The organism is Bacteroidota bacterium, assembly GCA_016722375.1.
Lineage (GTDB): Bacteria > Bacteroidota > Bacteroidia > Chitinophagales > LD1 > Bog-950.
Genome location: JADKJG010000001.1, coordinates 420590 through 439823 on the forward strand (window position 1 = coordinate 420590; position 19234 = coordinate 439823).

Consider the following 19234-nt stretch of genomic DNA (forward strand, 5'->3'; position numbering starts at 1 on the left):
TAGTGTCAGCGTTTGACCGGCACACAGTGGGTTAGGATTTGCCGCTACATTGGTTGGAGCCGTTGGAGTAGCATTTACTACTAAAGAAGCAGAGTTAGCGGATGGTGAAGTACAGCCCGTAACCGTTTGGGTCACACTATATATCCCCGCCATCGCTAAGGTTACATTATTTCTGGTTACCGGATTACCATTTAAGGTAGCTCCATCCGGAGTGGTCCAAGTGAACGTCGCACCACCTTGACCTATAGCAGATAGCGTAATATCATTTCCTGTACAGATAGGATTCGGAGAGACCGTTACTCCGGTTGGTGCCAGTGGGGTAGGGGTTACTACTAAGTTCAAAGCCGCCGAAGGGGCTGAGTTACAACCCAATACCGTTTGGATCACGGTATAGTTACCGCCCATAGCAAGTGTTACACTGTTTCTTGTTAAAGGATTGCCTGTCGGATTAAGTCCATCCGGTGTCGTCCAAGTAAATGTAGCGCCACCTTGTCCGCTTGCCGTCAGGGTAACATCATTACCCGTACAGATTGGATTAGGTGTTGCATCTAAACTGGTTGGAGGAGCAGGGGTAGTATTGACTACTAACGATGCGGAGTTTGCCGATGGTGACGTACAGCCCGTAACTGTTTGGGTCACACTATATACGCCTGCCATCGCTAAACTTACATTGTTTCTTCCTACCACTTTGCCATTCAATATCGGTCCATCCGGTGTCGTCCAAGTGAATGAGGCACCACCTTGACCTGTAGCAGATAAGGTAATGCTGTCTCCGGTACATACCGGAGTCGGAGAGACCGTTACTCCAGTTGGAGCTAATGGATTGGCATTCACCACTAAGGAGGCAGAATTAGCAGATGGGGAGGTACAGCCCGTAACCGTTTGGGTGACACTATATATTCCCGCCATCGCCAACGTTACATTGTTTCTGGTTACCGGATTGCCATTTAAGGTAGGTCCATCCGGGGTAGTCCACGTAAAAGTAGCACCGCCAATACCTGTGGCAGATAGCGTAATATCATCGCCCGCACATACCGGACTCGGAGAGACCGTTACTCCGGTTGGTGCAGATGGGGTGGAAGTTACTACTAAGTTAAGGGCCGCTGATGAGGCTGAAGGACAGCCCAACACAGTTTGGGTCACGGTATAGTTACCGCCCATAGCCAGTGTTACATTGTTTCTTGTTAAAGGATTGTTCGTCGGATTGAGCCCATCCGGGGTCGTCCAAGTGAAGGAAGCGCCTACTTGCCCGCTTGCCGTTATCGTTACAGAATTACCCGTACATATTGGGTTCGCAGATGCATTCAAACTAGTTGGTGCAGCCGGGGTAGCATTCACTACTAAGGAAGCAGAGTTCGCCGATGGCGACGCACATCCATTCACGGTCTGAGTTACACTATAAACACCTGCCATCGCTAAGGTTACATTGTTTCTGATTACCGGACTGCCATTCAATACCGGTCCATCAGGGGTTGTCCATGTGAACGTGGCACCAACCTGACCTGTAGCGGATAAGGTAATGCTGTTTCCACTACATACCGGACTCGGAGATACCGTTACTCCCGTCGGAGTATTCGGCGTGGCGATAATTGTGATATTTATGGTTGCCACCGTGGCCGTACATCCGGCTAGAGTGATTTCTGTCAATGAATATAAACCACCCATACCTACGGTTACATTATTTCGGTTTACTACCGCCGTATTATTGGCCGTAAATCCTCCCGGACCCGTCCAGTTAAAGGTAGAGCCCACCTGTCCGTTCGCTGTCAACTGCATGTTTTGACCAGCGCACAAAGTATCATTGGGCAGTACGGAAATAGTAGGTTTTGGTGGAGACGGTGGATCAACTAAAACAAAAGGTCCCTTAATCGTGTCGCCGCATCCAGGGTTGGTCGCATGAAACACCCATATACTGTCATAAGACCCTGCAATAAGATTTGGTATCACTAAATTCCCCACACCATTAGTAGTAACAGACAAAGGACCCACCGGAGTAACTCCGCGTCTATACTTTACCTGATAAGGAGTATTCGGTAATAAAGTGGTGTTCGACAGGGTAATAGAACCATCGCTTCCCGAACAAGTGGAAGGGTTTTGGAAGGCCACACTCGCGTTGTTCAGATTCACGCAGTGATAGCGGATCACTAGATAATCTTCCACCTCACCATTTATGTAGTTCACATTATTGGGTGGGTTCGCCACATTCATCAAAGGGTCTGTGCTGATTCTTATTCTTAAATAGGAAGTATCAATAGATCCTGATGTCCAGTTGAATCCATTCCAAGATAAGGTAGCAGAAATAGCGCCGTTGGCTACTCTTACCGTATCCACCTCGCCCGCATCAAAAACTCCATTCCGGTTGAGATCAAGCCATGCAGCTACAATCGCTGTAGAACCGGTGGTGTTCGTAACCGGTATTGTAACAGTATATTTGGTGGCGGTATCTTGTATTAATATCTGTGATCCCGGAATACCATCTTCATCATCTAAATCTGATTGATCATCTACATTTGCCCTCGTTCCGGGTGAAACCGGATAAAAGTCTTCTGCATCTTCCAAAGCACCGATCCTAAGGTTACCAACAATGTTATGTCTGCCGGTGCCATAAGACGTAGGTGCATCTCCCTGGTCATAAGTAAAGATCGCCCCAATACGCCATTTGAAAACCAAGTGGATATCATCGCCGTTAGTCGAATTATTTATATCAAAAACCTGGTTCGGACCACTTAAAGGCCCAATGACTGCCGGCTGAAGTGAGGTGCTGTGTACCGTTGTTCCCAATACAATCAAGGTATCACCTTCTACCACAAAGTGGTTACTGCCCGCAGGAGTACCCGTTTCTCCTAAATAATCATTGTCAGTTCCTCCTACATAAGTACAGAATAAGTTATTAGACAGGTTTGTCTCCAACGCTATCCAGAAAATATCCCAAGTGCCGCCATTATATGTACTGTCATAGAATGAATTACCTGCTAAATCCAAATTCTTCACCGGAAATCCATCTGGGTTACCTGCTGTCTTAGGCTGTGATCCTGTTTCTCCAAACACCATTACTGCTGATTCCTGACCATATAATCTTATCGTATTTCCACGGTCGTTACCTGTACCGCTGAAATAGGTCGCCTTCCAGGGATTGCCTGCTCCGGTTCTACCTGTTCTTGGCAGTTTTCCAATAATTCCATCATCATTACCGGTTCCGCTATTTTAGTGAAACGAAATCTCGAAAGCGAATCAGAACCTAAAGGAAGGTTATCGCTCCGCGTATATCCGGTAACATATATAGTATCGTTGGCGCCAATAGTCAATCCGTTAAACTGGTTGGTACCAGAACTGCCTCCAATACGGCTCAACATCGAAAAGCTACCTCCGGCCGCCGGAATCACTCCCACCACGGCATCCTGGTCAACCGAACCCGTAGGATAGGCTCCCGCTGAATTTACCAAACCGGGAAATGTTGCTACCGAACTGTTCGTGTAACCACAAAAGGCGACTGCCCCATCAGAAAACATCTGAAGGTCATTCAAATCGTCCGTGCCGCTTCCGCCTATAAAGGTTCCCATCGCCAAGGTGTTCAATCCCGTAAACCGAGCGATGTACATATCATTTCCTCCATCATAAGATCCATCCGGAGCATTGACCAAATAAGAGGGAGTACCGGTGGAATTAGCGCCAAACCTTCCTCCCACTACATAATCAGTATTGGAGGTAGCACGAATAGTGACCATACGGTCGGAACCGGTACCACCAAGATAAGAGGAGTATAATAAGGTGCTCAAATTAGAACTGAATGCTGCCACAAAGCCATCATTCCCAGTTCTGGTTCCGTCAAAAGCGGCAGTGCCAGGAGCAACAGGCTGTGCGAAATCTCCCCCTACATATCCGCAAACAAATACGCGGCTGTTATCCGGTGACAAACTCAAACCGTAAATAGCATCCGGCTTTGCACTACCGAAATAAGTCAGCCGAAGCATTTTGGTTCCATCGCTACTCAATACATAAACCATGCCATCCCGGTTATTGCCATCACCACTGGTTCCTGCGTCATTATAGATAGAGTCATATCCGAAAATAGCCGCGCCAACGTATGAACGGGTAAATTGTACGTTCACATTTCCGCCACAATAAACATTACCCGCTGCATCTACATCTACCGCAAAAAGATATTCATCAAAACTATTGGTGCCTCCGTCCACCCAAGTTCCCCATTTCAAACTCGGGTCAATAATTAAAGGATAGCGCTCGTCAATAGGCCCTTCTGCTTTAAAGATGGCAGCGTCGCCATCTAAAGCAAAGGACATCTGAACCGGAACTTTCTTTCCATTAATCAACTGGTACGATTCCGGTATATCAAACTTCACTTCGTTAAAACGAATTTTAACCGACAGATTTCCCTTTTCGTCAATTCTCAGTTTGTCTTGTCCTTTAAATCTCATTTTAATATCGCGGAAGTTAGCGCCCGGTTTTACTACCCAGTCAAACTCCATCACTTTATTATCTTGGCTATACATCCGAAGATCTATCCCATTATATATGTCTTTCAAATCTACTTCGCCATAAGCCGAAACATCCGACGCATGATGTGAAGCATCGGGTCCAATAAAATAATTGTACTTGGTTGAAAACTCATTCCGCTTTTCAACCGTGTAGTTCGGATTGTGACCATCCATGAAAATCCCCCAGCCATGAACCTGATAGGTATAGTTTTCTTCCTCCTCTTCTTCTTCCTCTTCTCCTTCGTGTTCATTCTTTAAATAGGAGAAGAAATAAAGGTGATCTTTCTTGACCACCATTTCACCTACGTTCGTATGCCCCTGCATCAAAACGTTCGGTTCCCATTGTCCTTTGTTTTCTTCAAAAGAAATCGTGTTCAAACTTTTCTTCAAAACATCCAGATAGCCCTGATTGGCAGCCGAAGTAGTTTGAGTAGTTTGTATTCGCGAAGCTTGTCCCTGCACATAAGTCGGCAAAACGAATGTTGCCATACAGATAATCAGCGCGAATACAAAAGACAAGTTTGGTTGAAGTCTAACTTTCTTCATAAGGATGTTTTTAAAATTTTGGATGGTGCTTAATAAGGATTGATTCATCATCGGACTAGAATTTCCGGTAGCTGTATATATATGTATGAATGAACTAACCGGCTCGTTGGTTTCAACGACACGATTAGAAAGGCTTGATTCAGAAACTTTGATTTTTGGTGTGCGGTAAAAATCTTCCATTCTCCTAGTTGTTTTGTTTGTGTGTTACTCTCCTGTCAAAAAGTCATTAAATTTTAAGAAACAAATTCTTTGAAACTTCTTTATTGTTTTAGAAATTCCGACTACATACTATTCGTCAGAGTTTCTGTTAAAATTATCAAAGCACAAATTTAGATTCCCAACACTATAAACCATCCGTCTTCCCGCATACTTATTCACAGGATAGTTGGAACGTGTATGGATTTTGATGCAGAAGGAAATTGTGACCGTGTCAGTCCGTTTCGTTCCAATAAATTATTGATAATCAAATCTACGAAGTTCTAAAGGCACTTGTAGTCACCCTATATTTTTCGCACTCGCCAATTTCCTTCCTGCACACCATCATTAAAAATATTCATCGAACGGCGAGTAGCCGTGAAGCCCAGTTGTGTTGCTGCTCTAGTCAAAGTTTTTCCGACCGAGAGTGAAATAGACAAGCCGCTACCCGGCAGCTCATATCGTTCAGCAGAAAAATAAAAAATCATGGGGCCGCTTTTCCCAGTGTTTGAAAATTCCAAAACAGTATCTGCCGAGATAACACCCGCTGCCCACTTTACCGGTTCCACCGCTTTTGGCTCTACCGTGCCACGACGAAGAGTAGCCTTGCTGCCTCGCGAATGGTCAATCGTTCGCGCCATTTCATACTGATTAAAAAGGAAAATATTGACCGCCGCAAACGTGGCCAGGTAGATGTCCAATTTATCCAGTATCTTATCTACTCGCTTCATCAAGCGTTGTACCTCACCGGTTGCATCATGACGCGCATCAGTCTTTGTTTTTGAAAGAGGAATGTCGGTAAAGAACTGTTCATACGTTGCTTTCAGTTCATTCACATCTGCCGGTCCGCTGTTGAAATCAGTTAAGAAAGCAGCCACCGGTTCAGCTACTATATGCAGCCGATATGCCGTCAAAGCCAAATCATTATCGCGCATTGCATCCAACGAAGACGGAAGGTATTCTTTCAATATAAGTGAAGCATCGGTACCGGTACTTTCCCAATAGGCGCTGAGCGCCCGAAATACCTTGAGCGTGATCGCTTCCAGTTCATTTCGTTCATCACTTTTTTGTTCAGTGAAACCACGATCGTCTTCCGTTGCTTCCATAGCAGCATCTATAATAGCGTCTATGCCATCGCTGAGTTGGGTTTGCAAAGCCGCTATTTGAGTTACCCCAGCCAGCACCGCAGTATTCCGCGTCAAAAAGGCTTTCACCTTTTCATACATGCCTAGTTTATCTTCTTGATGATTATCCATTTGATTTAAAGTATTGCTTTTAAATTCTTATAAGCAATAATAAGCAAAATAAAGCTGAATAATCAAACCACTAGCTCAATAAATAGTGCGTATTATTCATTTAGTTATAAAGTGTATTCATTCAATCACAAATTATATTCATAATGAAACTAAGTATATTCATTTTATTACTATTAGTATTTATTAAATTACAAACTGTATTCATTAAATTATATCTAGTATTCATTTTAGAACAAAATGTATTCATTTGAACATCTTTTTATTATCTTTGGGACGAAAATTAAGGGTAAGGAGTAGTAAAATAAAATTCAAGCATCAAAAAACAAGGCAATGATTAAACTAAAATTAAAACCGCTATTGCAAGCGCGAGGTATCAAGAACCCGCACACATGGCTGAAGGGTCTGGGAATCACACACAACATAGCTCAAAAGCTGTTGAGCAACAAGCAACAGAAGATTGACCGAAAACATATTGAGTTGATTTGTCTTCATGCGTATTGCACGCCAAATGATTTATTCTTTTGGCAACCGGATGGCAAAGCGGCGGACATTACCAACCATCCGATGCAGCAACTGCGCAACCCGACCGTGGTGAACCTGATTGCGAAAATCAAAGAAATGCCTTTGGATAAAATGAATGAACTCTATCAGCAGATGGAAGAAATAGAGAAAAAACAAAACCGGAAAAGCTAAGAACCCGTTAGATCGGTGAGGCTCTCTATCGGTTTATTATATTCGCCGGAACAAATCTTTAATTTATCATGACTGCAGAAAACATAAATAGTATAAAGAGCCGTTTAGAGGCGCTGAGGAGATTTCTTTGACATCGCTAACCGGAAACTCAAAATACAACAAGACGAATACACCAGCGCTCACCCCGAGTTCTGGAACAACCCTAAGAAAGCAGAAGAACTGCTGAAGGAAATCAAAATCAACAAAATCTGGATCAAGGCTTTTGAAGAGGCTTGGAAAACTTATGAAGACACGGTAGTGCTTCGCGAATTCTTCGAAGCCGGTGAAGCGACCGAAGTAGAATTGAAAGAAGCCTACAACCGGTCTATGGATTCGACCGATGATTTGGAATTTCGATCCACGCTCACCGACCATTCGGATGAGTTAAGCGCCGTGCTCGAAATCAATGCCGGTGCCGGTGGCACCGAAAGCTGCGACTGGGCAGAAATGCTGATGCGCATGTACGTGATGTGGGCAGAGAAGCATGGATATAAAGTGACCGAAGTAGAAAGAACAAATGATGATGTGGCCGGGATTCGCTCGGTGTCTATCGAGATTGAGGGTGAATTTGTTTACGGTTATCTGAAAGGAGAAAATGGGGTGCACCGGTTGGTGCGCATCTCTCCTTTCAATTCGCAAGGCAAGCGGCAGACCTCTTTTGCATCGGTGTTTGTTTATCCATTAGCCGATGATACGATTGATATAAAGATTCCTCCTTCGGAATTAGAGTGGGACACGTTTCGCTCCAGCGGTGCCGGTGGGCAAAATGTGAACAAGGTAGAAACAGCGGTGCGCTTGAAACACCTACCGACCAATATCGTCGTTACCTGCCAAATCACTCGTTCGCAACATGACAACCGCGACCGTGCTTTGCAAATGTTGAAATCAAAGCTCTACGAAATTGAAGTGCAGAAGCAAAACGAAGCTCGCGATAAATTAGAAGGAACCAAACGAAAAAACGAATGGGGTTCTCAAATCCGGAATTATGTTTTGCATCCATACAAATTGGTGAAAGATAATCGCTCGGGCTATGAAACTTCTAATCCTCAAGCCGTGCTGGATGGCGATTTGGATGCTTTTATCAAGGCATATTTATTGCAAGCCACTAAAAAGGTTTAAACGAGAAAGGGTTTATAACATCTGAAGCAGATAGCTGAGTTCTTCTGCTGATTTCTCATCGTTTGTTTGATGACAAATATCTAAGTGATAGGCAAATAGTTCGCGAAGAATGGACCGGTTGTCTGCCGGAGTGAAGTAATGCGACTCTTGCCTCATTTGTAATTTTTCGAGATAATCTTTGATTTCATTTCTCGAAAATATATTTCCCTTGTTCACCGGATTGATGTAGAACATCACTTCCTTTTCCAGATTCTCATTTAGCGAGAAATCAAGAATAGCCCGCTTGCAAAAAGCCAATATATAATGCTTCGTCAGATTGACACCGTAGGCAGGCAGCGATAGTTCGTGAGCAATTATCTGATAAATAATTCCGACGGTAATAGCCCCTCCCTTTTTTGTTTCAAACACATGATTGATACACAAGTCCTGATAATCTTTCGAAGTCTGCACACTGCTATATTCCAAATGCGAATAAAATACTTGATTGAATATCTGCACCTGCTCCAAGGGAGTTTGGTTCGGATTCAGTTCTAGCCAGATGCTTTGTTTAATCTTTTGAAGTCTCTTCCGAATATCGGCCAACTTGATGCCGGGGAAATAATAACGAGAGATAAGAAAGATACCGGTGGATAAATCAAGGTATTCTTGTTTCAGGTACTCTTGCCATTCGCTCACCAATGTTTCATATTGGATCTCGTGAATGATTTCGTCTAAGCGTTCATGTGTAATGGGAGGAAGTTGCGAGATTTCAATATCCTCCAAGGCGGGGATCACCTCCGGTCCGAGGCTTTTCAATTTCTGGTGAACATGCTTGAAAACTTCTTGATCTTCATCATCGAGTAGTTTTATTAAAGCAGTGATTTCACTTTCTATCGCCATCTATTTTTTCTTTCGACCCTTGAAGGACCTTCCCTTTTTTGTCGGGCCGCTTTCTCCCATAATCATCTGGACATCTTCCAGTGTGAGATATTCGGCATCCCGGTCTTTTGGTATTTTATAATTGTCTTTTCCTTTCTTTATATAAGGACCATACTGCCCTCTCAACACTTGAATTCCTTCGGCTTCAAAATTATGAATCACTTTGTTTGCATTAGCCTCTGCTTTGTCACGAATCAATGTTAGAGCGTCCTCTAAAGTAATCGTATAGGGGTCTTTGTCCTTGGGAATAGAAACAAACAACTTGTCGTGCTGCACGTAAGGGCCGAAGCGGCCAATGCTTGCCTTTACATCTTTCCCTTCTAACTGTCCCAGCGTTCTGGGTAGTTCAAAGAGAATCAATGCTTCTTCAAACGTGATGGTTTCAATGGATTGGGTAGCGCGAAGTTTTGCAAAGCGCGCTTTCTTACCGGTCTCCTCATCTGCTTTTCCAATTTGTGCCATCGGCCCGAATTTCCCCATGCGGACAATCAACGGTTCGCCGGATGCAGGGTCTGTTCCCAACAAACGCTCACCGGATACCCGAGGAGCATCTTTGGTTGTAGATTCAACCGATTCATGAAAAGGTTTATAGAAATCGCCAATTACTTTACTCCAAACTTTTTTCCCTTCGGCAATATCATCGAACTGCTGTTCAATATCTGCAGTAAAATTATAGTCCAACACGTTGGAAAAATTCTCTACGAGAAAATCTGTTACCAAAGATCCGATATCGGTTGGAAACAATTTTGATTTTTCTGCTCCGACAATTTCGGTCTTTATCGCTTTTTCAATCTTACTGTCTTTAAGAGTCAGCACTTTGTATTTGCGCTCGGTGCCCTCGCGTGTTTCCTTAATCACATAATATCTCTTCTGAACGGTACTAATCGTAGGCGCGTAGGTAGATGGTCGCCCGATGCCTAGTTCTTCTAACTTCTTTACTAGGCTGGCTTCCGTATATCGTGGTAATGGTTTTGTAAAACGCTCGGTAGCGCTCAGTTCCTTTAACTCCAACTCCTGCCCTTCTTTCACTGGCGGAATTAAAGATTCCGCTTCTTCATCATTATCGGCATCGTCATCCACTCCTTCATTATATACTTTCAGAAATCCTTCAAACTGAATGACTTCTGCTTGCGCTCTCAGTGTTTCTTTGTTCTTGTCATTGATAATGTCAATAACGGTCTTTTCAATTTCCGCATCTGCCATTTGAGAAGCAATGGTGCGCTTCCAAATCAGATCATACAAACGTTGTTCATCGTTTCCTGCATCAATCGTCGCATTCTCAATATAAGAAGGACGAATCGCCTCGTGAGCCTCTTGTGCACTTTCATGTTTAGAGGTGTATCTTCTTAGCTTGTGATATTTCTCACCGTATTTACTTTTCACCTCATTCTCAATGGCGTTTAAGGCAAGATCAGAAAGACTTGGGGAGTCTGTTCTCATGTAAGTAATGTGTCCGGCTTCATACAGTTTCTGCGCCACCTTCATGGTGATAGCCACCGGAAAGCTGAGTTTTCGCGCAGCCTCCTGTTGCAGCGTAGAAGTAGTGAAGGGTTGCGCTGGACTTCTTTTGCCAGGTTTCTTTTCTATAGACTTAACTTGAAATGCAGCCCCTGTTACTTCCTGCAAAAACTTGTTTGCATCTTCTTCTGTTTTAAAATTCTGCGGGCGCTCTGCTTTGAATGTTACTTTCTTTCCGTTGGCATCAGTCACAAAAAAGTAAGCTGCTATTTTGAAAGATGGAACCGGCGTAAAAGAGCGAATCTCCCTCTCTCGTTCTACAATCAAACGAACCGCAACAGATTGCACTCTGCCGGCAGATAATGATGGCTTCACTTTTTTCCAAAGCACGGGAGATATTTCATACCCTACCAAACGATCGAGTACCCGACGTGCCTGTTGCGCATTTACTAAATCCATGTTGATGATCCGTGGATTCTTAACGGCTGCTTTGATTGCTTTCTCGGTTACCTCTGTGTACGTGATGCGCTTAGCCTTCTTAGGATCTAATTCCAACACATCACACAGATGCCAAGAAATGGCTTCTCCCTCACGGTCTTCATCCGTTGCTAGGAAAATTTCTTCAGCGTTCTTCGCCAATTTTCTTAATTCTTTGATGACATCCTTTTTCTCGTCACTTATTTCATAGTTTGGAGTAAAACCATTTTCAATATCAATATTCAAACCGCTGTCCGGGAGATCGCGTATGTGTCCATAACAAGAGGACACAACATAATCTTTACCCAAAAATTTATTGATGGTTTTAGCTTTGGCAGGTGACTCAACTATAATCAGGTTTTTACTCATTTCATTTTTTTAACGAGGCGCAAATAAATACTTTAAGACGTAAAAGAAAAAATGAAGGTTGGAACGAAGTAAAATCTCCGTCCTAATTTTGAAGTAAAACTCAACGTAGTTTAGAAATCCAAAAGGCAATTTCCAAATTCAATCCTACATACATTAAGATTTTTTCGGCGGCTCCATATCGGCAATTTCATTGATGCCGTCCACCAAGCGGTCTAAGTCGCGCAGTGAAGTATAAATGTGCGGCGTAACACGCACCCCATGAACATTTTCATGATTGATGGATGTGACGATAATTTTCTTTTTTTCAAATAACTTAGCGTCAATATCTTCCGGCTTCCATCCCTCAATGCCAAAAGTGGCGAGTGCACAGGCATAGTTAGACTTCATGGAAGTATATAGCTTCACTTTCGGATTTCTAGATGCCTTTTCGCACCAATAGTTTTTCAAATAGCGCAGCCGCTCTTCCTTGCGCCTACTGCCTACCAGTAAATGAAAGTCAACTGCATTTGATATAGCCATTTCGGCCGCATTAGAGCGAGTACCAATAGATTCAAACTTGTGAATGTCATCACTATCTGGTGCAGTACTGGAAAGTAAAGCCCAAATATTTTTAATCTTATTCTTCTTAACGTACATCATCCCGGTACCAAAGGGAGCACAAAGCCATTTATGTAGTGAAGTTGCAAAATAATCGCAACCCAAATCAGGAATCTTAAAGTCTATATGTGCGAATGAATGAGCCCCATCAACAATCACTTCACAGCCCTTACTATGCGCCATGTCAGCAATCTTGCGGCAAGGAAGTACTTGTCCGGTATAATTGATTACATGCGTTAGATGAACGATTTTAGTTTTAGGCGTAATGGCAGCTTCAAATTTCGCAACCAGATCTTTATCATTTTCTACGGGCAAATCTAAGTCCACCCATACTACTTTAATACCATCGCGTTTTTCGCGCTGCTTATAGGCATTTATCATGCTGGGGTAATCGTATTTGCAAACGACCACTTCATCACCAGCCTTCAGATTCAGACCAAAGATGATGGAGTTTAAACCTTCCGTACTATTTCTGTTCACTGCAATCTCATCCGGCGAACAACCGGCAAGGTCTGCCAGTTTTGCCCGCATAGGTTCCCTTCCCTGATCTATGATGCGCCACATAAAATATGAAGGAGCTTCATTGCACATTTTGTAGTATCGAATGTGCGCCTCTTGAACCGGAATTGGTTGTGGACTAACTCCTCCGTTATTTAGGTTTACCAGATTGGGTGAGGTGGTGTACTGTTCTCTTATCCAATTCCAGAAGTCTTCATCTTCTGCTGCCGCTACAGGTTCCATCGGTTCAACCCGCGCCAATTGCTTTTGCCATGCCGCGGCCTGAACCGGTTCCATCCAATCTAACAATGATAAGCCGGCAGTTGCAACTGCTGCTTGTTTCAAAAAGGTTTTACGTGTATACATAAAGGGAAGTTTTATTCAAAGATATAATTTGGTTTCGCTAATTAAAAAATACTTACCAGACTTTCCTCAACCTGTAATCTTCTACTCTAAAAATATTCACATGGCGGTTTTCGAAATAATTTACCTGTTGGTCCTTGTTCTTAATTTTCACTAATTCAATCTTATATCCACAGCCAGAATAAACCTGCGTGTAAACCATTTCAGGAAACTCTTTACCGTATTCTTCCATTGACTCCAAGGTAAAGTTTAACACATCATAGCCAAGCACGGAATATTTGGAGGGCTCATGACTAAAATTCATTTGATAATTCTCTATAAATTTTTTCGTGCGCGGCCTAATCGTATCCAAAGCAAAAACATCTGTAATCTGTGTAGTAAAATCATTCAAATAGTCCAGTCTGAGTATGTCGCCACTCAACCAGGTAGGCATGCCGTAAACAATCATCGGATATTTGGCTCTATATTCATATAGAGTTCTTAAGCTACCATTCACAAATGATTCTTCAAACGAAGTTAGGATAAGAATATTTAAGTGATTGCTAACCAGTTGTTCAGCGGCAGTTGTCTTTTTCCCGTTCAACATCATGTTGCCGGCATTCAGTAAGGTCACCTTGAATCTTTTCAAAGCAGTTTGATTATATGTTCTAAAGAGCGAATCAAACTGGTCAGCTATGCTCACACTATTTTCAATATCCGGTGTATAGATGATAATATTGGCTCCGGCAAAAGAATCGAGAATGGCATTAAACATTGCATCCACATGCGAATCAATAGTGGGGGCAATTTTGATGTGATAAGGATTATCAGAAGTCAAACTTTTAGAAGGTGTAAAGGGTTGGATGTTCAGAATCTTATTCTCCTTGCAGAAAGCCGCTACGAGTTTAGCTGTAGAAGTAGAAACACTTCCAATAATGATGTCCTGCATTTTCATTTCAGGCTTCTGGAGAATCAACTCTGTTATCGAGTCATCATTCCAGCAATCATAAACAGACCATTCGATTTTATAATGACCTGAATATTCATTTAATGATTGTAAAGCTCCCTCATAAAAATCAAGGGAAATCTGCGCATCTTCATTTAATCTGATTCGGTTAGCGGAATAGACATCATGAGCTGAGAGATAATCATTCAGCTTTTCACCAGTGCTTTCTGTTTGAAATGCAAGAATCAGACTTACTCTTAAAACAGAATCACTTTGTGCAAAAGAAGAAAAGGAAGAGCTGAATAAAGCAGAAAATAAAAAGAGAAATTTAACCGAATAGCTTCCAATATCAAATCGTCTCATCTTCATATTATCAAATCAGATTTACTCCCACTCAATGGTTGCCGGAGGTTTGGAAGAAATATCATACACCACCCGGTTCACCCCTTTCACCTGATTGATAATTTCGTTGGATGTTTTGGCAAGAAAGTCATAAGGCAAATGGCTCCAGTCTGCTGTCATGCCATCCGTAGATCCAACCGCGCGGAGCGCTACTACATTTTCATAAGTGCGTTCATCGCCCATCACGCCCACACTCTTGATGGGTGTAAGAATGGCTCCCGCCTGCCACACTTCATTATATAAATTGTACTTCTTCAAGTTCTCGATAAAAATATGGTCTGCCTCCTGTAGCACTCGCACTTTTTCTGCGGTAATATCGCCGAGGATTCTGACCGCTAGTCCGGGACCGGGAAAAGGATGGCGAAAAAGAATTTCAGGAACCAATCCCAGTTCTTTTCCTGCTTTTCTCACTTCATCTTTGAACAAGTTACGCAGCGGTTCCACTATTTTCAATTTCAACAGATCAGGCAAGCCTCCAACATTGTGGTGCGACTTAATCGTTGCCGAAGGCCCTTTGACCGAAACAGATTCAATCACGTCTGGATAGATAGTTCCTTGCGCCAACCATTTCACTTCCGGATGTTTCAACGATTCATGTTCAAATACTTCTATGAAAACCCGTCCAATGATTTTTCTTTTCTGCTCCGGATCACTCACCCCCTTCAACTGATCGAGAAAACGATCGCCAGCACGAATGCCCTGCACATTCAAACCCATCTCCACATACTTCTCCATCACCGCCTCAAACTCATTTTTGCGCAACAAACCATTATCCACAAAAATGCAAAGCAGGTTATCCCCAATAGCCTCTTCCAACAACAAAGCCGCCACAGAAGAATCCACTCCACCGCTTAAACCAAGAATTACTTTTTCATCACCAATTTGCTTTTTGAGGCTCTTCACCGTTTCTTCTACAAACGAAGCCGAAGTCCATTTGTGAGAACATCCGCAAACTGAAAACAAAAAGTTATTGATGATGATATGCCCCTCTTTACTGTGATATACCTCTGGGTGAAACTGCAAGGCATACACCGGATTAGGGAAAGAACCATTGTCTGAACGAAATGCTGCAATATCTATAGAATCAGAACCGGCAATTTGCCGAAACCGATTGCCGATACTTTTAATCGTATCTCCATGGCTCATCCACACCTGACAGTTATCTGAAACATCTTTCAACAAGGCATCTTCTGTGTTTTTAATTTGAAGATGAGCCCTTCCATATTCGCGCATGTTACTTTTCTCCACCGAACCACCGAAGGTATGCGCCAGCAACTGCGCACCATAACACAAGCCCAACACAGGACAAAATTCAATCAACGCTTCCAAATCTACCTGCGGAGCTTCTTTATCAAGAACGCTAGAAGGCGAACCGGAAAGAATAATTCCTTTAATGTTTTTAGTTAGTTGAGGGATTTTATTGTAAGGAACAATTTCGCAATAGACTTCACTTTCGCGAACGCGGCGGGCAATCAGTTGGGTATATTGTGAACCGAAATCAATAATCAGGATTTTCTCTGTCATAAGGCAAAGATAGAAAAGCCAATAAGGTATTTACTGATTTACTTATTAACGGATTTCCGGATTTCTATTCAATCCACAAATCATATCAGGTTCATTATATCTGCTACCCCCAGCGTACGATTCACCAGATAGCCTTCGGCGTACCTCACGCCAATAGGCAATCCATAATGAACGGCTCGGGCGCGGATGAACTCCATAAACTCAGGACTGGAAATGACCGTAGCCGGCTCTTTTGATTTCGGATTATAAAACTGCGATTTGTAAGCAAGAATGGATTTCAGTTTCTTTTCGAAAAAAGGGGTGATGTCCACTGCAAAATCAGGTTGCTCGTGCAGCGCCTGTATATAATGATACACTGCACGAGGTCGAAAGGCCTTTTGCAACTTCCCTCCTACCTTGGTTTCAATTTTTGTCAACCCGGCAAGAAAACAAGCATCGCGGATGAGGACAGCCGCTCGGCCATGGTCGGGGTGGCGGTCATAGGGAGCATTGGCAAGCACCACAGCGGGCTGATATTTGCGAATCATCTTCACCAATTCCAATTGATGCGCTCGATCATTCTGAAAAAACCGTCTTCAAATCCTAAGTTCTCGCGCACGTGAATGCCCAGAACTTTTGAAGCAGCCTCCGCCTCTTTCATACGAGTGGCGGCAGTTCCCCGTGTTCCCAGTTCTCCCTGGGTTAAATCAAGAACACCGACTTTGTTTCCGGTCTTGATTTGTTTGAGTACCGTTCCGGCACAACTGAGTTCTACATCATCGGGATGCGCCTATGGCAAGGATATCTAGTTTCATAAATTGCGAATGAAAGCCAAAGAAAATATTTTTAAACGGAGACAGAACAAGCAATGATTATTTTCTTGATAGAAACCCCGAATCTTTAATGAGGCAGGTCTCGTGGAGTTATAAAAACTGATCGAAAGATTTAGCTAATTCCTAAGTATCCGATCTATACCGATAATCTATCCCATTTTTATCCACCTATAAAAATAGGAACTACCTTTTATATTTGGCTTTCAAGTTCGAGATTTTTCAGGACACCAATCATACCCCAAACTGTGAATTATTTATTTACCACCCTTTCTTTTTGCCTGCTCCTATTATCATCTTGTCGAAACCAACAAAATAAGGAGGAGGAAGAAAATCCACAACGCGAATTACAAGGCACCATCAGCATTTCAGGGGCTTTTGCACTTTATCCGGTTACAGTAGCTTGGGCTGAAGAGTTTAAAAAACTCCATCCTAAGGTTCGCATTGATATTTCTGCCGGCGGTGCCGGAAAAGGAATGACAGATGCGCTAACTCATTTGGTAGATATTGGAATGGTTTCTCGCAAAATTCATGACGAAGAAATACGTAGGGGAGTTTGGTTTATTCCCGTAGCGAAGGATGCAGTTTTACCGGTGATGAATGGAAGCCACCCCCAATTGGACGAGTTGTTGAAAAAGGGATTGAAGAGAGGAGATTTTGAGCGTATTTATATCCATGCAGATGCAAAGAAATGGTCTGATGTTGGCATTAACAGTGTGCTACCCATTCATGCCTATACGAGGTCTGATGCAGCCGGTTCGGCTGAATCATGGGGAGCCTATCTCGGAAAAAATCAGGAAGATTTGCAAGGCATTGGTGTTTTTGGCGACCCGGGAGTTTCGCAAGCTGTGATGAAAGATATTTCTGCTATCGGGTATAATAATATTGTGTATGCTTATGACAGTAAAACAAAAAAACCATTGAAAGGCATTCGTCCTATACCAATAGATATAAATGAAAATGGAATGATTGATCCCGAAGAAAATTTCTATGATAGCCTAGACGATTTGATGTTGGCTATATCTGAAAACAAATTTCCCACCCCTCCTGCCCGCAACTTATATTTTGTATGTGGTGGCCAACCTAAGCGAAGAGTGGTGAAAGAATTTATTCACTGGATTCTTACCGAAGGTCAGCCCTATGTAAAATCAGCCGGATACGTCCATCTTGCCAAGGAGACTATTGACTCCGCGACGGTTAAACTTCAATAAACCCATGTATTTTTTCAGGCGCACTCTTTCCAAATTCATGGGTTCTGTAATGGAATCACTTTCAGCTTTGCTGATCATCATTGCGTTATTAGTAGCCACCGGTCTGCTTCTCAAATCCTTACCGATTCTCGAACAACAATCTATCAAAGACTTGCTCACCTCCTCCGAATGGAAACCACTGAAAGGTCAGTTCGGTTTCTTTCCTTTTTTCATGGGCACCTTGTGGGTAACCGGTATAGCTATTGCGTTGTCCTTGCCGGGTTGTCTGCTCGCTTCCATCTATCTCACCGAATACGCTTCTTCTCGCACACGTGGTTTGATTAATCCGCTCATAGATTTGTTGGCGGGTATTCCACCGGTAGTTTATGGTGTGTGGGGAATCCTTGTCATTGTGCCCATAGTAGGTGACAAACTCGCTCCCTATTTCGGCGATTTTTCTTCGGGCTATTCTTTGCTGACCGGTGGCATCGTACTATCCATTATGATTGCTCCTTTGTTAATCAGTATTTTCTCCGAAGTCTTTTATTCAGTGCCACAGGATTTAAGAAATGCTTCTTTTTCCTTAGGAGCCACCCAATGGCAAACGGTGAAGAAGGTGGTCGTTCGCAAATCGCTTCCTGGAATTTTGGCTGCCGTAGTACTGGCTATCTCTCGGGCATTTGGTGAAACCATTGCCGTCATGATGGTTTGCGGCAATACCGTCATCATCCCTCATTCCATATTTGATGCCGGTTATCCCCTGCCGGCGTTGATTGCAAATAACTATGGAGAAATGATGTCGGTACCCCTCTATGATTCGGCACTGATGTTCGCCGCTTTTATTTTGTTCTTGGTCATCTTCTTGTTCAACGCCTTGTCTCGATGGGTCATTGCCAAATTGGAAAACCGTATCGTATGATTATCTGGTTAAGAAAGATAGAAGAGGTGTTTTTTAAATTTCTGATGCGTGCTTCGGCTGCCGTGGTGGCATTGCTTTTAGGCTCTCTGCTATACACTATTATTCGCAAAGGCTTGCCTTATATGAGTTGGGACATGGTCAGCAAAGTTCCGCAAGGAGGTTTTTATATTGGTAAAGAGGGAGGAATATTAAATGCTATCACCGGTTCACTTATCATGACCGGTGGCGCCACCGCGCTGGGGCTTGCTATCAGCATACCGGTGGTGCTCTATATCAATGTATTTCTTAAAAGAAAATCTGCTGTTGGTCATTTGCTCCGTCTGGTAACCGATATCTTGTTTGGAATTCCTTCCATTGTTTATGGAGCCTTTGGTTTCACCATCATGGTTTATTTTGGTTTAAGAACTTCCCTCCTCGCCGGAATATTGACCGTCACTCTTCTCA

12 protein-coding genes and 1 pseudogene are annotated in these 19234 nt (G+C 43.0%); 5 read left to right on the plus strand and 8 right to left on the minus strand.

Annotated features, from left to right (window positions below):
- Positions 1-3077 precede the first annotated feature (3077 nt).
- Entirely contained in the window at positions 3078-5219 is a 2142-nt protein-coding gene (locus IPP77_01845; protein MBL0308462.1) for a hypothetical protein, read from the minus strand.
- A 320-nt stretch (positions 5220-5539) separates the two neighbouring features.
- Complete coding sequence (locus tag IPP77_01850; GenBank protein ID MBL0308463.1) at positions 5540-6490, minus strand: hypothetical protein; 951 nt, start codon at positions 6488-6490, stop codon at positions 5540-5542.
- A gap of 330 nt (positions 6491-6820) precedes the next feature.
- On the opposite strand from IPP77_01850, the gene IPP77_01855 reads away from it, so the two are divergent.
- Both IPP77_01855 and prfB read left to right on the plus strand, forming a co-directional pair.
- A complete protein-coding gene (locus IPP77_01855) occupies positions 6821-7183 on the plus strand; it encodes a helix-turn-helix transcriptional regulator (protein MBL0308464.1) in 363 nt (120 codons plus the stop codon).
- Positions 7184-7251: 68 nt separating this feature from the next.
- A protein-coding gene (prfB, locus tag IPP77_01860; GenBank protein ID MBL0308465.1) for a peptide chain release factor 2 occupies positions 7252-8341 on the plus strand; the annotation gives its coding sequence in 2 pieces (ribosomal slippage) (positions 7252-7299 and positions 7301-8341; 1089 coding nt in all).
- A 12-nt stretch (positions 8342-8353) separates the two neighbouring features.
- On the opposite strand, the gene IPP77_01865 is transcribed toward prfB, so the two are convergent.
- The 6 genes and pseudogenes from IPP77_01865 to bshB1 form a co-directional block, all read right to left on the minus strand.
- Positions 8354-9220, minus strand: coding sequence for a transglutaminase family protein (locus tag IPP77_01865; protein ID MBL0308466.1), 867 nt, complete (start codon positions 9218-9220; stop codon positions 8354-8356).
- Positions 9221-11563 (minus strand): type I DNA topoisomerase, encoded by a 2343-nt coding sequence (topA, locus tag IPP77_01870; protein MBL0308467.1) that lies wholly within the window; start codon positions 11561-11563, stop codon positions 9221-9223.
- A gap of 153 nt (positions 11564-11716) precedes the next feature.
- Entirely contained in the window at positions 11717-13024 is a 1308-nt protein-coding gene (locus IPP77_01875) for an aminotransferase class V-fold PLP-dependent enzyme (protein ID MBL0308468.1), read from the minus strand.
- A gap of 52 nt (positions 13025-13076) precedes the next feature.
- The gene (locus tag IPP77_01880) at positions 13077-14309 is read right to left on the minus strand and encodes an amino acid ABC transporter substrate-binding protein (GenBank protein MBL0308469.1); all 1233 of its coding nucleotides are present in this window, start codon (positions 14307-14309) and stop codon (positions 13077-13079) included.
- Positions 14310-14330: 21 nt separating this feature from the next.
- A complete protein-coding gene (gene guaA / locus IPP77_01885) occupies positions 14331-15872 on the minus strand; it encodes a glutamine-hydrolyzing GMP synthase (protein ID MBL0308470.1) in 1542 nt (513 codons plus the stop codon).
- An 80-nt stretch (positions 15873-15952) separates the two neighbouring features.
- Positions 15953-16666, minus strand: a pseudogene (gene bshB1, locus IPP77_01890) (bacillithiol biosynthesis deacetylase BshB1).
- A gap of 263 nt (positions 16667-16929) precedes the next feature.
- Between bshB1 and IPP77_01895 the strand changes: the two are divergent.
- The 3 genes from IPP77_01895 to IPP77_01905 form a co-directional block, all read left to right on the plus strand.
- Positions 16930-17892, plus strand: coding sequence for a substrate-binding domain-containing protein (locus IPP77_01895; protein MBL0308471.1), 963 nt, complete (start codon positions 16930-16932; stop codon positions 17890-17892).
- A gap of 49 nt (positions 17893-17941) precedes the next feature.
- Positions 17942-18790: a phosphate ABC transporter permease subunit PstC gene (gene pstC, locus IPP77_01900; GenBank protein ID MBL0308472.1), complete on the plus strand. Its 849-nt coding sequence runs from the start codon at positions 17942-17944 to the stop codon at positions 18788-18790.
- The coding region (locus IPP77_01905; protein ID MBL0308473.1) for a phosphate ABC transporter permease at positions 18787-19234 on the plus strand (448 nt) is incomplete at its 3' end. The genes pstC and IPP77_01905, both read left to right, overlap by 4 nt.

Bases quoted from the DNA above. Each gene is read 5' to 3' on its own strand.
- IPP77_01845 (MBL0308462.1), bottom strand. From the start codon at position 5,219: ATGGAAGATTTTTACCGCACACCAAAAATCAAAGTTTCTGAATCAAGC.
- IPP77_01850 (MBL0308463.1), bottom strand. From the start codon at position 6,490: ATGGATAATCATCAAGAAGATAAACTAGGCATGTATGAAAAGGTGAAA.
- IPP77_01855 (MBL0308464.1), top strand. From the start codon at position 6,821: ATGATTAAACTAAAATTAAAACCGCTATTGCAAGCGCGAGGTATCAAG.
- IPP77_01865 (MBL0308466.1), bottom strand. From the start codon at position 9,220: ATGGCGATAGAAAGTGAAATCACTGCTTTAATAAAACTACTCGATGAT.
- topA (MBL0308467.1), bottom strand. From the start codon at position 11,563: ATGAGTAAAAACCTGATTATAGTTGAGTCACCTGCCAAAGCTAAAACC.
- IPP77_01875 (MBL0308468.1), bottom strand. From the start codon at position 13,024: ATGTATACACGTAAAACCTTTTTGAAACAAGCAGCAGTTGCAACTGCC.
- IPP77_01880 (MBL0308469.1), bottom strand. From the start codon at position 14,309: ATGAGACGATTTGATATTGGAAGCTATTCGGTTAAATTTCTCTTTTTA.
- guaA (MBL0308470.1), bottom strand. From the start codon at position 15,872: ATGACAGAGAAAATCCTGATTATTGATTTCGGTTCACAATATACCCAA.
- pstC (MBL0308472.1), top strand. From the start codon at position 17,942: ATGGAATCACTTTCAGCTTTGCTGATCATCATTGCGTTATTAGTAGCC.